This is a genomic window from Terriglobia bacterium, assembly GCA_035712365.1.
Lineage (GTDB): Bacteria > Acidobacteriota > Terriglobia > UBA7540 > UBA7540 > SCRD01.
Genome location: DASTAW010000033.1, coordinates 38305 through 53281, shown reverse-complemented (window position 1 = coordinate 53281; position 14977 = coordinate 38305). Strand labels below are relative to the sequence as shown.

Genomic DNA, 14977 nt, shown 5'->3' with positions numbered 1-14977 from the left:
GTTATCTGCCAGGCTTCCTCGGAATGCCTGTTTCGGTTGTTATCGGCACCGCCACCGCAATAAGTGTTCGCAGCAGGGATCTCCAGGGTTGACTTCGCAGCGCTTACTCTAGAAAAGAGGTTGGTCCCTGGCTTGGCTTCTGGTCATACCTGCTCCCCCTTCTTTTTCGTAAGCTTACGTAAATGAGCCTAGTTCAGATGATAATTTTCTGCTTGATTGTCTTGTATCCTCGGTGCTAGATTAGGCCAATTAGCGTCGAAGCAATCCTTGGGCGGATCTCCATGAACGACAGGGAGGCGTGATTATGGCATTCGGTTGTGCTATTCGTGTTCCGTCGTTTTCTCCTCGACCTTTAGGCTACCTGATTAAGCTTTTCACATTAGCCGTACTGCTTGCCGCGCTTCTAGGGGGAACCCGCGCGGCGGGGCAGTACACCACCGCCAGCCTTGGGGGAACTGTCGAAGACCCTGCGGGTGCGATTGTCCCTGAAGCCACCGTTACAGTGCAAAATGAGGGTACCGGCCTCACGAGAACTGTAATGACCCAGCCAAACGGAACATTTCTATTTCCCGCCCTGACCGTTGGTAATTACAAGCTGACGGTTACTAAGCAGGGCTTCACCACCTACGTCCAGACCGGCATTGTGTTGACTGTAAACCAGGCGGCAACTCAGGTTGTCAGTTTAAAGGTCGGCGCCGTAACACAGGAGGTCACGGTCGCCGGCAATGCGGAGGTATTAACCACGCGGACGGCAACCATCAGCCAGCTTATTGACCAAAAGAAGATTGTCGATCTCCCGCTAAACGGCAGGCAAGCGCAGGAACTGCTCTTCCTGGCTGCCGGGACGGTCAATGAGACCGGCGTCGGTCCGGGTTACTGCCTCGCCAATTGCGAAGGCGGAGTCTATCCGGGAGAGCAAGACGCAAGCGTGAGCGGTTTGGGAACCAGGGGCGTCAATTACCAGATGGATGGCGCCGGGCACAATGACACGTATCTGAACGCCAATCTTCCTTTCCCTAACCCCGATGCTGTTCAGGAGTTCAGTGTTCAGGACCAGAACCTTTCGGCCCAGTACGGACGGGGTGGGGCCGTGGTGAACATTGTTACGAAGTCCGGCACCAACGAGTTCCACGGAGACGCGTTTGAGTTCCTCCGCAACGGGGCTTTGAACGCCCGAAACTTCTTTGCGCCCACCCAGGACACCTTGAAGCGCAACCAGTTCGGGGGCAGTGTTGGCGGGCCGATCGTCAAGGACAAGTTGTTTTTCTTTGGCACTTACCAGGGAACACGCTTTCGCAGTGCCGCGCAGGGCCAGATTGCTTTCGTTCCCACGGCCGCCGAACGAAACGGAGACTTTTCAGATATTCCGGACCAACTGGTGAATCCTTCGAACAATGTGCCCTACGCGGGCAACCAGATTCCCACAAACGATTTCAGCGCACCATCAAATTTCTTCCTGCAGCACATCCCGCTGCCCAACGGTCCCGGCCGGCAGTTGACCTATGCAGGCCCGTCGGTGGTGCAGAACGACGATCAGTGGATGACAAAGATTGACTGGATTCACGGCAAGAACCAGTTGAGCGGGAGCTACTTCTGGACCAAGTTCAATGAACCACCGGACATTTCGGCTGCGCAGAAGAACATCCTGGCGGCAGACGGCAGCGGCAACCGTGTCAAGGTCCAGAACCTCTCTTTGAACCACACCTATTCCTTCTCGCCAACCCTATTGATTAACAGCTGGTTTGGCTGGGATTCGCAAACCGGCGGCTCGCTTTCCGGGGCGCCCTTCGGCTTTCCGGATGCAGGCGTGCAAATCGCTGCGCCAAACCCGCCGGAGATGTCGCTCGACGCTGGGGGATTCTTCAGCTTCGGAACCAACCATAAGGGAGACTTCGGCCGAGGCGATTGGACCATTCACGAGGATGTCACCTGGCAGCGCGGCTCGCACGAGCTGCATTTCGGCGGCGACATCGTGCGCCTGAAAAACCATCTCGTCAATGAGTTTACGATGTCGGGGGAATTTGGATTCGACGCCGGCAACCATCTCTCCGGCAGCAACCTGACCGATTTCTTCCTCGGTCATGCCTCCCATTTTTTGCAGGGAGGTGGCGAGTTCAAGGATATGCACGGTGTCCTATACGCGCCTTACGTGCAGGACAACTGGCGAGTCAACCAGAAGCTGACCGTGAATTTAGGTCTCCGTTGGGATCCCTACTGGCCCTATACGGAAGAGAAAGGGCGCGTGGTCTGCTATCACCCGGGAGCACAATCGTCGCGGTTCCCCAATGCGCCGGTGGGAATGCTTTTTGGCGGTCCAAACCACGATCCGGGGTGCCCGGCAGGCTTCGGGTCGAACAACAATCTCGCCAATTTCTCCCCTCGAGTCGGTTTTGCGTACAAAGTTGATTCCAAAACCGTGGTGCGTGGCGGAGCAGGTTTCTATTACATTCCGCCGTCGACGGTTGCCTCGAATGGATTCGTCGATACAGCGCCTTTCGGACCCCGTTTTGATTTCGAAGGCAATGTCAGTTTCGTCGATCCTTTTGGGAGCTTCGGTATAAGTCCCAATCCTTTCCCTGCGCAGTACGGACCGTCCTTACCGGGGACTGACGCTACATTTACCCTTCCAGTGTCGATCTACGGAACATTCGCCCTCGATTGGAAAATGGCGCAGGTTGCCACATGGAACATGACGGTTGAACGGCAGTTCGGAAACAACTGGCTTGTGCGCGCTGCGTACGTCGGCAACAAAGGGACGCACCTCTCCACGGCCGTCGACGGGGGTGCCAATGAGGGTAACTCCGCAATTTATATTCCAGGAACGTGCAACGGCGAACCCTGTTCGACGCCGGACAATACCCAGCAGCGGCGCATCAACCCCAATTTTGGCGCCGTAGGACTGTACGGATCGCTGTACAACTCCAATTACAACTCCTTGCAGCTCAACATGGAGAAGCGCTTCAGCCATGGCCTGTCTCTGCTTGCCAATTACGCCTGGTCAAAAATGATTGATAATTTCGGGCCTTTCGGTGGCGAAAACACAGATCCATTTGATCCCAATTTTGACTACTCCGTTTCCAACGACGATATTTCTCACGTTATCCACGTTTCCGGGATTTGGGGGATTCCAAAATTTCAATTAAGCGGATTAGCCGGAGCATTGGCCAATGGCTGGCAGGTGACCGCAATAGGTACCTGGCACAGCGGCTTTCCGTTCCAGATTTACAGCGGAAGTGACAATTCCTTCAGCGGCATTGGCCTCGACCGCGCGGACTTTATTGGCACCGGCTTTAGCCAGGTGAAACTCGACCCCAACAGGTCCCACGGCCAGTTGATCCAGGAGTATTTCAACCCAGCGTTTTTCGTCCCGAACCTGGATGGGACATTTGGCAACACGGGAAGGAACATCCTCCGGGGTCCCGGTTTCTTCAACACGGATTTCGGACTGACCAAAGATACTCGTATGACGGAACACACCACTCTCCAGTTCCGGGCGGAATTTTTCAACCTGTTCAACAATGTCAATTTTGGTCAACCGGACAACAGCGTTGCAGACTCGACGATTGGCCAGATCACGTCGGCACGTGATCCTAGAATCCTTCAGTTCGCGCTGAAGATTTTGTTCTAGCCGCGTACTTCGCAGAGGTTCAGCCTGAAGGAGATCCCGCGAGCAATCGCCGGGATCTCCTTCGAGAGCTGAATTCGCTTGTACCGCCCGTGTGGCTTATAATCGATTCTCCGTTACCCATTTCGTGAATTCTATTTGATCAAGTGCTGTGGGCTGTCTGCCGCCGTCATCAGCCTGCTGTGTGACAATGTGGCATGGGATTTTATTGGCCGGCCTCCTATTTTTCTCGCAGGGATCAAAGGTCCCATCGGCCTCTGACTTCGATTCTGCGGCGGCTGCTCTGATGGCCAAGGGGCAGTTTACCGAGGCCGAGGCGAAATTTCGAGAGGCGCTTGAAATCAATCCACAGGATGTGGATGCCTTGAACAATCTGGGCGTAATCCTCCGCCGTCAGGGGAAGCCCAGCGAGGCCATCGAGTTCCTCCGGCGGGCTGCGAACGCACGGCCGCACGATCCTCGCGTCCGCAGTAACCTCGCTCTCGCTTTACAGGAGGCGGGTCGGTTGAACGAGGCGATTGTGGAGCTTCGCCAGGCAGCCACCATTGCCCCAAGGGACGCAAGCATCCATCGAAATCTGGGAATCCTTTTATTACGGGCAGGTGAACACTCGCCGGCGGAGGAGGAACTGCGCAGATCGCTCGAGATAGACCCGACCAGCCCCGGAAGTCACCAGGAACTGGGGCGGCTGTTTGCACTGCAACGCCGAACGGATGAGGCGGAGAAGCAATACATTGCCGCGCTCAAGTTGGCCCAGACGGGCTCGCTCCATTTTGAACTGGGAGAACTCTACAGGAACAACAGCCTGTTCGATAAAGCAATTCCTGAATTTGAGGCTGCGGTACGTCTGGAGCCAAACAACGCCAGCTATTACCAGATTCTTGGTTCCACTTTGTTGCAGGAAGGAAACCTTTCGGCCGCAGAGACTAATCTGCGGAAGGCCATCCGGTTGGACCACAAATCGGGAGAAGCCTGTCGCGACCTTGGCTCAGCGTTGCAAAGGCAGGGAAAGCTCGAAGAGGCTCTGGTTCAACTACGCAAGGCAACGGAATTGCTCCCGGAGGATAACCAGTCGCGGTTCATGCTGGCCCGCGTTCTGCAAAAAATGGGGAAATCTGACGAGGCGGAAAAGGAAATTCAGGTGGCTCAAGAGCTGACTCATCAAAAGGCGAGCGCGCCGCTGGAAAAGGCTTATAACAATGAAGGGACCAAGCTGCTGCAGCAAGCGAAAACAGCGGAAGCCGAAGCAAAATTTCGCCAGGCTTTGCAACTGAATCCCAACGACGGATATGCGCATTACAATCTGGGCGTGGCGCTGTTCCTTCAGAAGCGTTTTCAAGAGGCGATCCAGGAGCTGCGAACCTATCTACGTTCAGTGCCGGATGATCCTGACACACTGTATTATCTTGGCCTGGCGCTGCTGGGTGAAGGCCAGGCGGGAGAAGCTGTTGCGAACCTGGAGAAGGTTATCACCGTGTCGCCGAATGATGCTCAGGCCCACAACGCTCTTGGTGTCGCCCTGGCAAAGGGAAACCAGTTCAGCCACGCGATCACGGAACTGGAAACCGCGCAGCGACTGGAACCCGGCAATTCCAAGTATGGAAAAAATCTGGCCTGTGTGCAAACAGGTTTGCAGCGCTGCACCTTGTCGCTTTAGAGCGGAATTCGGCAAGTTAGAGTTGAATAGCGATCTGACTGTGGAACACCAGAATATCTGACGGAGGAAACATGAGTCCCAAGCGGCTTCTCGTCTTTGCGTTCATTCTCTCAGTTGGCTCCGCCTGTGCGCAGACCGAACCCTCGCAGGTTGCCGAGGTGCTGCATCGGCCCGTTCAGGTCCATCAAACCGTTGCCTACCAGCTCCAGGAATATCTTTCCAAGAGCATTCCAAACCTTCCTGCTCCCACAAGCGCCCGGCAATGGACGGAGGAAGAGGCACGCTTCCGAAAGCAGATTCTGGACGACGTGGCCTTCCATGGCTGGCCCAGAAAGTGGGTGGATTCGCCGCCAAAGTTCGAGGACATGGGTGAAGTTCCCGGCGGCAACGGGTATCGCATGCGCAAGCTGCGATTCGAGATCGTGCCGGGGTTTGATTCCACCGCAATTCTCTATGAGCCGCTCCATGTGAGCGGAAAAGCGCCGGCAATCCTCAACGTGAACGGGCACGATCCTCTGGGCAAAGCCGCAGAGTACAAGCAGAAACGCTGCATCAATTTCGCCAAACGAGGCATCTACGCGCTCAGCCTGGAATGGATTGGTTTTGGCGAGTTACATGACCCGGAAAATGCGCACGAGGTCGGCGCCGATCTTGATCTTGTGGGATCGAATGTGCTGGGGGTTTTTTATCTTGCCATGCGCCGCGGTCTCGATTATCTGGCTGGCCTGCCGCAGGTTGATCCAACGCGCCTGGGGGTCACCGGACTTTCGGGCGGCGGATGGCAGACCATCACTCTCAGTTCGCTCGATCCGCGCGTCAGCGTCATGGTGGAGGTAGCGGGCTTTGGCTCTCTCCAGTCCAACATCACTCACCCGGCAGACACCGATTGCGACGAGCAGGACCCGCCGGACCTCGCCCGTGGGCGCGATTACACGTTCTATGTGGCCATGCGCGCACCCCGGCCGACCATGCTGATCCATAACGCCGAGGACAATTGCTGTTTTCGCGCGGACCTGGTAAAGCCGTACACGTATGAGCCAAACAAGGCGTTCTTCAAACTGTTCGGCGAGCCTGACAATCTTGCTTGGTACGAAAACCGTGATCCCAGCACGCACAACTATTACATTGACAACCGCGAGCACGCTTACCGCTTCTTCACCGAGCATTTCAATCTGCCTGTGGCCGAACACGAAATTCCCAGCGGCGCGGAGATCAAGACTTACGATCAGCTCGAAGTCGGCCTGCCAAAAGATAACCTGACCTTGCTGGGCCTCGCCAGGCAGTTTGCCAGCCAGATCCGGCGCCAGCCCATCCCTGCTGAAGGAGCGGCCCGTGCGGCCTGGGCTTCCAGTGAACGGCCCAAGCTGACCTCGGTCATTCGCTACAAACCGGTTGAGGTCAAGGACGCCTGGCGAATGTGGAACACCAAGAACCACCTGCTGCAGTCGCTCACTTATCGGTTCGATTTCTCGGACGGCCTGACCGCCGCGGGCACGTGGCTTAAGGCCATTGCCACTTCTCCGGATGCGCCTGTGACGGTTGTGCTGAATGACAAAGGAAGAGAGGCGGCAGGCGCCGTGGTTTCCGATCGCATCAACCGCGACGAGCAGGTCCTGGCACTCGATCCGATCTTTGTCGGGGAATCCATGCCGCTGGTCCCCGATTCCACTCCTTACGCCCTGATGGTTTCAACCACCGGCGGCCGGCCGCTGGGCCTGGAGGTTGAGCAGTTGCTGGCTGTGACCAAATGGCTCGAACAACAGTCGGGACAAGGCAAGGTTCGCCTTGAAACAACCGGCATTCGAAGTGAAGTGATGGGCCTGGCCGCGGCGGCGCTCGATCCCAACCTGTTCTCCGAAGTGGTCAGCCACGAGGCCATGAAGAGCCTGGGCTATCTGCTGGATGCGCCGGTCCCCTTCCGCTCCGCGCCCGATCTGTTCTGCCTTGATCTCTACAAAGATTTCGACCTCGATATGATTGCCGCCGTGGCTGGGCCAACAAGGTGGGAGCCACATTACCTCGGCAAACCTCCCGCTGATTCACCGCCAGAGCATTGAACTCGAGGCAGCAGCGGGTTTGTTGTCACGGGATGCCGCGCCATGGGCTGCCGCCTCATGCTATGCTTGTTGTCGCGCCATTAAACAAACTGCAATTAGCCTGATTCAAAAAACAACGGCTCACATTTGGGCCAGGAGGCACCATGAAAATGCTTCTTCAGGTCAAGCTCCCGCACGAACCTTTCAACGTCGCTGTCAGGGACGGAAGCGCGGGAAAGAAGATCCAGCGCATCCTCGAGGACATCGAGCCGGAAGCCGTCTACTTTACAGAGATGGACGGGACTCGCGGCGTCATCATGATCGTCGATATCGACGATCCATCCAGGATCCCGGCGCTTGCAGAACCGTGGTTTCTGCATTTCAACGCCGATGTTAAACTCCGCATCGTGATGACGCCCGACGTCCTGGCCAAGGCCGGCCTGGAAGAGTTGGGCAAAAAGTGGGCGTAGCTCCGCCCCTAAGTGATGGCGGTGGCCCGGCTGCAACAGGCGGTGTAACCCCTCGTATGCCTGCCGCATCTCTCAGGGACATGCGGCAGACAGGTCCTCAGTTAACACTTAGTCTTTGAGCTGGGCAAGGAGACGCAACATGGCAGAAAAGAAGATTATCGCGGTCGTGGGTGCGACGGGCGCTCAAGGCGGCGGACTGGCCCGGGCCATTCTGGCCGATGCACATGGCGGTTTTGCGGTGCGCGCATTGACGCGGGATCTCAATTCGGAAAAAGCCAAAGCCCTGACCCGGCACGGCGCTGAAGTTGTTGCCACCGACCTGGACGACCGCGAAAGCCTGATGAAGGCCTTTGACGGAGCCTACGGAGCGTTTTGCATCACGTTTTACTGGGCGCACTACTCGCCGGAGAAGGAATTAGCCGAAGCCATCTACATGGCGCAGGCCGCGAAACAATCCGGCCTGAAGCATGTCATCTGGTCCACCCTGGAAGACACGCGCAAGTGGGTACCCCTCGACGACGATCGCATGCCCACGCTGATGGGCAAGTACAAAGTGCCGCATTTCGACGCCAAAGGCCAAGCCGAAGGCATATTCACCAGTATGGGCCTGCCGGTCACGCTGCTGCTCACCTCGTTTTATTGGGACAACTTTATTTACTTTGGCGCGGGTCCGAAGGCAGGCCCGGATGGCAAGCTCGCCATCACCTTTCCCATGGGCAATAAGAAGCTCCCAGGTATCGCTGCTGAAGACATTGGCAGGTGCTCTTACGGCATCTTCAAGCGTGGCGGCGAGTTTATCGGCAAGAAAGTAGGCATCGCCGGCGAGAACCTTACAGGCGCCCAAATGGCGGCGGCAATGTCCAAAGCTCTCGGCCGGGAGGTTCGGTACAACGCGGTGACGCCGGAGCAATACCGCAGCTTCGGCTTCCCCGGCGCCGACGACCTCGGAAATATGTTCCAGTTCAAGCGCGACTTCAACGATTATTATTGCGGAGCCCGCAGTCCCGAGCTCGCCCGCAGCCTGAATCCCGAACTCCAGACGTTCGACGCCTGGCTAGCCAAAAACAAGGACCGGATCCCGCTCGACTAATCGGGAGGCATGCATGGATGCAAACGAGATCAGGGAGCTGCAGGCGCCGTTGAAGCAAAAGTACCGCGATGACCCTGAATCAGCCATCGTGACGCTGCGGGCGCAGGCTCGGCTGGGCGAAGGGATCACCTGCAAGGTAGAAACCGGAAAGGCGCTGGTTGAGGCGGGGCTGCACCCGGCCACGGGCGGCGACGGCCTCTCCGCCTGTTCGGGAGACATGCTGCTGGAGGCTCTCGCGGCATGCGCGGGCGTCACGCTGCGGGCCGTGGCAACCGCAATCGGCATCCCGCTTCGTGACGCAACCATCACAGCAGAAGGCGACATCGATTTCAGAGGGACCCTGGCCGTCGCTAAAGATGCCCCAGTAGGGCTTCAGCGGATTCGCCTGAAATTCGAGCTCGAAAACGACGCAACCCAGGAGCAACTGGAGACTCTGATCCGCCTGACCGAGCGCTTCTGCGTTGTCTACCAGACGTTGTCAAAGCCTTCCGAAATCACCGTCACCTGTGAAGGAAAGTAGGGGAGGGCTTCGCCCTCCCGCTTTCCCAGCAGCTCTCTGCAAAAGTTCGAAGAGACGGCAGCAGCCGTGGCGGCGCTGCTTATGCCGCCTCGCCCCACGCCGGATCCCAATCCAGTTTCTTTCCAGCCTTGAGCGCCAGATTGCCAATCCAGGAAGTCCGCGCGGCCTCAAATCCGGCTTCCACCGGAGCATTCGGGGTTTTGCGCGTACGGAGGCAATCGAGAAAGTTCTGGATGTGTTCAATGGTTCCATCGTGAAGGGATTCCGCCAGAATTTCAGGCCTGGGCTCCATGGTGCCCGGCTCCCATTTGCTGCCTTGGGGATAAAAGGCCAGGCGCGAGCGGTCCACTTTGAGCGCGCCGTTGGTGCCGCGGAACGTGATGCCGCCATCGTCAATGCCATCGCAGAGCGCGCCGGTAAACGTCACCATGAACTTCTGAGGAAATTCGTACGCTGCCGTGATGGTGTCCGGACACTGCCAATTCATCAAGTAGAGATCGCCAGTGGTGGTGGCGGTCCTGGGCGCGGGCTGGTTGGTGTACCACTGGATGACGTCAATCCAGTGCGTCAGCAGGTCGGTGAGAATGCCGCCGCCAAAATCCCAGTAGAAGCGCCACCACGCAAACTTCTCTTTATCAAACGGCTGCATGGGCGCGGCGCCGAGCCACTGCTTCCAGTTGAGCTGCGCCTGGTCCACACTGGGCAGGGCGTTCCATCCCTCGGCGGAGTAATAGTTCTGATACCAGTAGGTGTGTACAAAGGTCAATTTTCCGAGCTTGCCGGAGTCCACCAGTTGCTTGCCCAGCACATAGTGAGGCCAGCTCCGCTGCTGCATGCCCACCTGCACAATACGGTTCGACGCATGGACGGCGCGCAGGATTTTCGCGCCTTCGGGAATGGAGTGGATCAGCGGTTTTTCGCAATAAGCATCCTTGCCGGCCCCCACGGCGTCCATCAGCATCTGCTTGTGCCAGTGGTCGGGCGCGCCGATCACCACCGCGTCGATGTCCTTGCGGTCGAGCACCGCGCGGTAGTCCTCCGATCCTGTGGCCTTTGTTCCGGCCACCCTGAGACCCGCACGTCGATGCGGTCCGTAAACATCACACATCTCGACAATCTCCACTGAGGGCTGCTTCACAAAAATCGACGCCAGATAGCGCGCCCGCTGGCCGCAGCCCAGAACGGCCACCCGAAGGCGGTCATTCGCGCCCAGCACACTCGCCGGAGCAAGTCCTCCCAGCGCGGCTGCGCCGGCGGCGGTGAAGGCCGTCTGCTTCAGAAAGCCGCGCCTCGATATCCTTCTCTTTGCCCTGCCCTGTTCCATCGTTTTCCTCCTGACCGGATGAAGACATACGGTCGGTGATCGCAAAGAGAAGTAACACAGAAATTCCCGTGCTGCAACTCATCCATCGGCAGAGGGTTTCACCGCCGCAATTCAATTGAATATGGCCGCTTCTGTGCCAAAGGAGAGCTGGCAGGAATGCCAGGTCAGTCCAATCCGCCGGCACCTGAACTTGTGCCGGGCGTCGCGGCAGTCCGCCGGCTGTCACTACAGCCGGTGAGAACAGCCACGCAAGCCGTGCTACTTCAATCCCGCTTTGGCCAACATGGCGAGAAACTGTTGCCTGGTCCGCATGTCCATCGACTCGGCCACCAGCTTTCCGCTGCGGTCATAAACAAAGCTCATCGGGATGCCTGAAACCGAGTAGAGACCATTCACCTTTCGTCCCAAGTCAAGCAGCACGGGGTAGGAAATCTTCTCTTGGCGGACGAAAGGTTGTACCTTTGTCGCGGGCTCATCGGAGATTCCCAGAACCACCAGGCCGTCGGCTTCGAATCGCTTGTAAAGCGCCTCAAGATCGGGAATTTCCTTCCGGCACGGCGGGCACCACGTGGCCCAGAAGTTTACGAGCACCACCTTCCCGCGCAGGTCCTTCAGAGTCCAGTCACGACCGTCGAGGTCGGCCAGAGAAAAGTCGGCCTGCTGTCGGCACCGGTCCTGTTGTTGCAGTTGGGTCAGTGCGGTTGCAAATTCCGACGAGTCCAAAGAGACATTCACGTGCTCAAAGTGTACCATCGCCGCGAGTACAGCATAGGGCATGGCGGGCTGCTCGTTTTTTGCGAGGACCGGATGTTCACCGAGCGCGCCAGCCAATGTTGTCGCCACCTCTTGCACCGTTTCTCGGCCGCCCGGGTCGCCCTCCGTCGAAAGCGTCGCTAAGCCTGTTGCGAGGCGCACCTTGTTCTCTGAAGGCGACAACTGGCGAATCTCAAGTGCAAGCTTCCTGGTCACTCTTCCCCTGGTGCTGTCGGGCAACTGACGCAGCCCCTGAATCTGCTTGACGATGGGTCTTTCCGGCGGCGTCCACGCGATCTGCTGCTGTGCGCAAATACTTTGGATGGAGACAACCGCACCCAACAGGTAAACCAGCGTAAGCAGAACACCAACACGCAATGAGCCTGATCGCGATAAATTCAGCTTCTCACGAATCATCGTGTTCTCTCCTCACAAGGCTTGATGCAACAATGCCCGCGGTGCCAGCATGAAGCCGCACACATTTTACCGCCATGTCGCCGCGCGGCGCACGCAGATGCTTTTCCTTCCGGCTTCCTGCTATCATCACCGTTTGGGTGCCACGTGACGACAGTAACTGAAATCGAAAAACCCTCTGCCTGGGGAACGCTTCGCCATCCGATTTTCCGCAACTGCTGGGCTTCCTCCGTCGTCTCAAACGTGGGGAGCTGGATGCAGGACACGGCGGGCACGTGGCTGATGACCTCGCTCACCACCTCGCCTCTGCTGATCGCCCTGATGCAGACCGCAGCGGGCCTTCCCGTGCTCCTGCTGGGTTATCCTGCCGGAGCCACCGCCGACATTGTTGACCGCCGCCGCCTGCTGATTTTCTGGCAGGTCTGGATGCTGGCCACGGTGGCCGGTCTCAGTGTGCTCACCTTTGCCGGAATGATTTCTCCCTGGACGCTGCTGGCGCTCACTTTCCTGCTGAACGTCGGCGCCGCCATGAACAACCCCGCCTGGCAGGCCATCGTGCCGGAGCTTGTTCCGCGCTCAGAGCTCCCCAGCGCCATCGCCGTGAACAGCGCCGGTTACAACTTGGCGCGCGCGGTGGGACCTGCGATCGGCGGGCTGATGGTGGCTGCCTTTGCCACGGTAATGCTCGGAGCGGGGGCGGTGTTCCTGGTGAATTCACTCTCCTTCCTGGCGGTAATCCTGGTTCTCTATCAGTGGCGCAGCACGCCGCTTTACAAGAGCGCACTTCCGGCGGAGCGGTTGTCCGGTGCGCTGATGTCCGGGTTGCGTTACCTGCGATACACGCCGGAGCTTCGCGCGACATTCGTTCGAGTCTTTGTGTTTGCAAGCTTTGCCAGCGCCGTCTGGGCCCTGCTGGCGGTGGTGGCAAGCCAGGATCTCCGCCAGGGCGCCATGGCCTACGGTATTCTGAACGGCTGCCTCGGTGCCGGCGCTGTGGTCGGAGCCTCGCTCCTTCCCCGGCTTCGGCAGCGCCTGTCAGCAGACATGATTGTCGCGGGATCGTCCGCCGTTTTTGCCGGAACGCTTGCGACTCTGGGCCTTATGCGCAGCGTACCCCTTATCGTCGTCTCGCTGCTGGCGGCGGGATTCGCGTGGACCAGCGCTCTCTCCACGATGAACGTGACCGTTCAGATCTCCACGCCGCCCTGGGTGCAGGCGCGGGCACTAGGAACGTATCAGATGATCTTCTGGGGAGGCGTGGCTTCAGGCAGCGCCTTCTGGGGATTTGTAGCGGAACATATTTCCACCCCAGTAGCACTGCTGGCGGCAGCCGCGACCGCACTGGCCAGCATTCCTCTGGTGCGCCGTTTTCATCTTTTGGAGGAAATCCCGCCGGACCTCAAACCTTACCGACTTAACCGCGCTGCCCCGCAGGTGGTGGTCGAGCCGCATCCTGACGACGGCCCCGTCCTGGTGACCATTGAGTTCAATATCCGTCCCGAAGATTACGCCGATTTCACCCGAGCGATCCACAAGGTCCGAGACATGCGCATGCGCAACGGCGCCATTCGCTGGGGAGTGTTCCAGGATGCGGGGCAGCCAGAGCGTTTTGTCGAGACTTTTGTCGTAGACTCCTGGATCGACTTTCTGCGCCAGCGCGAACGGTACTCTGCGCCTGACCGTACCCTTCGCGACTACTCCTGGAGCTTCCACCAGGGCGAGTCACCTCCCGCCGTCTCCTACATGTTGTATGCGCGCGAGGCGGTGGACAGCAAATAGCGGCGCTCCCTCCTGGTATTTGGCTCATTCGATGCTGCCGGTATGCCTGGAGGAAATCAGGCATTCCGCGCGCCGGAAAGAGCTTGCGCAGTCGATAGACTGGCCACATCCGTCTCTGGTTCAACGTGTTGCAGAAAACCGTGGCCCGCCACACCCAGCGAAACATCCAGGACTTGTCGAAAGCCCGGAAACAGCTTGCGCACCTAGGCTGACGGCAACCCATTGAGAAAGACAATAAGCAGGGAAGCAGACCTCACGCCGATCCCTGTAATGTATTGAATAAGCGTGGTTTTTCGCCTCCCCACAACTCCGGCCGCGCCATTCCCTGCAAGACTCGTGTTTGGCAAATAGAGTGCTATCTGCCCGGATACCCAGAGGTGCGGGGACATACTGCGCGACCCAATTTATTGGATTTTGACTTACGCGGACCGCCGACTGTCCTTGGATCCCCTGAGGAGGGGTAAGTCCGTGCTCATTTGAATGGGCATATCGGTTCTACGGCTGGAGTCTTCCCGCTGGCCACACAGGCCTGGAGGAGGAAGGATGATAAAACAGACAAAAAGGGCCCTGAAGGGTCTTGCGGAGGACTACATGTTCTACCGCGATGCCGAGCGCACGTTTTTCGAGCCGGAAGAGTTTCCCTGGGTCGCCAATGTTGAGGCGGAATGGCAGGCGATTCGCAAGGAGTTGGACGTTTTGATGCTGAAGCGCGAACAGATCACGAATTTCCAGGATTACTCTCCCCCGCAGAAGAGCATTACCAACGACAACAACTGGAAGACATATTTCCTTTATGCCTTTGGGCGTGTCGAAAAGGAAAACTGTTCGCGCTGCCCCGAAACGGTCCGGATCCTGAAAAAGATCCCCCAGATGAACACCGCCATGTTTTCTATTCTATCGCCCGGGAAGTACATTCCTCCGCACCGGGGACCCTACAAAGGTGTGCTTCGCTACCATCTCGGATTGATGGTTCCTGAACCAGAAGGCATCTGCAGGATTCGGGTGGGAAACGACATCAGGTCCTGGAAGGAAGGAAAGAGCCTGATCTTCGATGACAGCCACGAGCATGAAGTCTGGAACGACTCCGACTCCTATCGTGTTGTGCTGTTCGTTAATTTCGCGCGCCCAACCATCTTTCCGTTTTCTACTATCAACCGTTCGATTCTCTGGATGCGCAGTTTCCGTCCGCTCTAGCAAGAGTTGGGAAGGGAAGATTGCCGTTCGGTGAATACACGGCGGCGCAGAGAACCAGGGCTCCGACTATGTCCGTCTCCGGCCCCACTGGGGGCTGTTAAGGGAGCAGTACCTG

10 protein-coding genes are annotated in these 14977 nt (G+C 57.9%); 8 read left to right on the top strand and 2 right to left on the bottom strand.

All coding sequences use genetic code 11. The features are described 5' to 3' along the window. Window positions 1-304: 304 nt before the first annotated feature. From VFQ24_09810 to VFQ24_09785, 6 genes are all read left to right on the top strand, one after another. Window positions 305-3628, top strand: a complete 3324-nt coding sequence (locus VFQ24_09810) for a TonB-dependent receptor (protein ID HET9178635.1) — start codon at window positions 305-307, stop codon at window positions 3626-3628. Between the two features lie 187 nt (window positions 3629-3815). Further along, window positions 3816-5282 (top strand): tetratricopeptide repeat protein, encoded by a 1467-nt coding sequence (locus VFQ24_09805; protein ID HET9178634.1) that lies wholly within the window; start codon window positions 3816-3818, stop codon window positions 5280-5282. A 71-nt stretch (window positions 5283-5353) separates the two neighbouring features. Next, a complete protein-coding gene (locus tag VFQ24_09800) occupies window positions 5354-7339 on the top strand; it encodes an acetylxylan esterase (GenBank protein HET9178633.1) in 1986 nt (661 codons plus the stop codon). Window positions 7340-7482: 143 nt separating this feature from the next. After that, entirely contained in the window at window positions 7483-7788 is a 306-nt protein-coding gene (locus VFQ24_09795) for a panthothenate synthetase (GenBank protein HET9178632.1), read from the top strand. Window positions 7789-7927: 139 nt separating this feature from the next. Continuing rightward, window positions 7928-8878: an NmrA/HSCARG family protein gene (locus VFQ24_09790; protein HET9178631.1), complete on the top strand. Its 951-nt coding sequence runs from the start codon at window positions 7928-7930 to the stop codon at window positions 8876-8878. Window positions 8879-8891: 13 nt separating this feature from the next. Continuing rightward, window positions 8892-9398, top strand: coding sequence for an OsmC family protein (locus VFQ24_09785; protein HET9178630.1), 507 nt, complete (start codon window positions 8892-8894; stop codon window positions 9396-9398). A gap of 79 nt (window positions 9399-9477) precedes the next feature. Here VFQ24_09785 and VFQ24_09780 read toward each other — a convergent pair whose 3' ends face one another. Next, window positions 9478-10722, bottom strand: coding sequence for a Gfo/Idh/MocA family oxidoreductase (locus VFQ24_09780; GenBank protein HET9178629.1), 1245 nt, complete (start codon window positions 10720-10722; stop codon window positions 9478-9480). Window positions 10723-10980: 258 nt separating this feature from the next. After that, window positions 10981-11892: a TlpA disulfide reductase family protein gene (locus tag VFQ24_09775; protein ID HET9178628.1), complete on the bottom strand. Its 912-nt coding sequence runs from the start codon at window positions 11890-11892 to the stop codon at window positions 10981-10983. A 144-nt stretch (window positions 11893-12036) separates the two neighbouring features. Between VFQ24_09775 and VFQ24_09770 the strand changes: the two genes are divergently transcribed. Then, window positions 12037-13668, top strand: coding sequence for an MFS transporter (locus VFQ24_09770; GenBank protein ID HET9178627.1), 1632 nt, complete (start codon window positions 12037-12039; stop codon window positions 13666-13668). A gap of 543 nt (window positions 13669-14211) precedes the next feature. Next, on the top strand, window positions 14212-14862 hold the full coding sequence (locus tag VFQ24_09765) for an aspartyl/asparaginyl beta-hydroxylase domain-containing protein (GenBank protein HET9178626.1): 651 nt from the start codon (window positions 14212-14214) through the stop codon (window positions 14860-14862). Window positions 14863-14977: the final 115 nt, after the last annotated feature.

Bases quoted from the DNA above. Each gene is read 5' to 3' on its own strand.
- VFQ24_09810 (HET9178635.1), top strand. From the start codon at position 305: ATGGCATTCGGTTGTGCTATTCGTGTTCCGTCGTTTTCTCCTCGACCT.
- VFQ24_09805 (HET9178634.1), top strand. From the start codon at position 3,816: ATGTGGCATGGGATTTTATTGGCCGGCCTCCTATTTTTCTCGCAGGGA.
- VFQ24_09800 (HET9178633.1), top strand. From the start codon at position 5,354: ATGAGTCCCAAGCGGCTTCTCGTCTTTGCGTTCATTCTCTCAGTTGGC.
- VFQ24_09795 (HET9178632.1), top strand. From the start codon at position 7,483: ATGAAAATGCTTCTTCAGGTCAAGCTCCCGCACGAACCTTTCAACGTC.
- VFQ24_09790 (HET9178631.1), top strand. From the start codon at position 7,928: ATGGCAGAAAAGAAGATTATCGCGGTCGTGGGTGCGACGGGCGCTCAA.
- VFQ24_09785 (HET9178630.1), top strand. From the start codon at position 8,892: ATGGATGCAAACGAGATCAGGGAGCTGCAGGCGCCGTTGAAGCAAAAG.
- VFQ24_09780 (HET9178629.1), bottom strand. From the start codon at position 10,722: ATGGAACAGGGCAGGGCAAAGAGAAGGATATCGAGGCGCGGCTTTCTG.
- VFQ24_09775 (HET9178628.1), bottom strand. From the start codon at position 11,892: ATGATTCGTGAGAAGCTGAATTTATCGCGATCAGGCTCATTGCGTGTT.
- VFQ24_09765 (HET9178626.1), top strand. From the start codon at position 14,212: ATGATAAAACAGACAAAAAGGGCCCTGAAGGGTCTTGCGGAGGACTAC.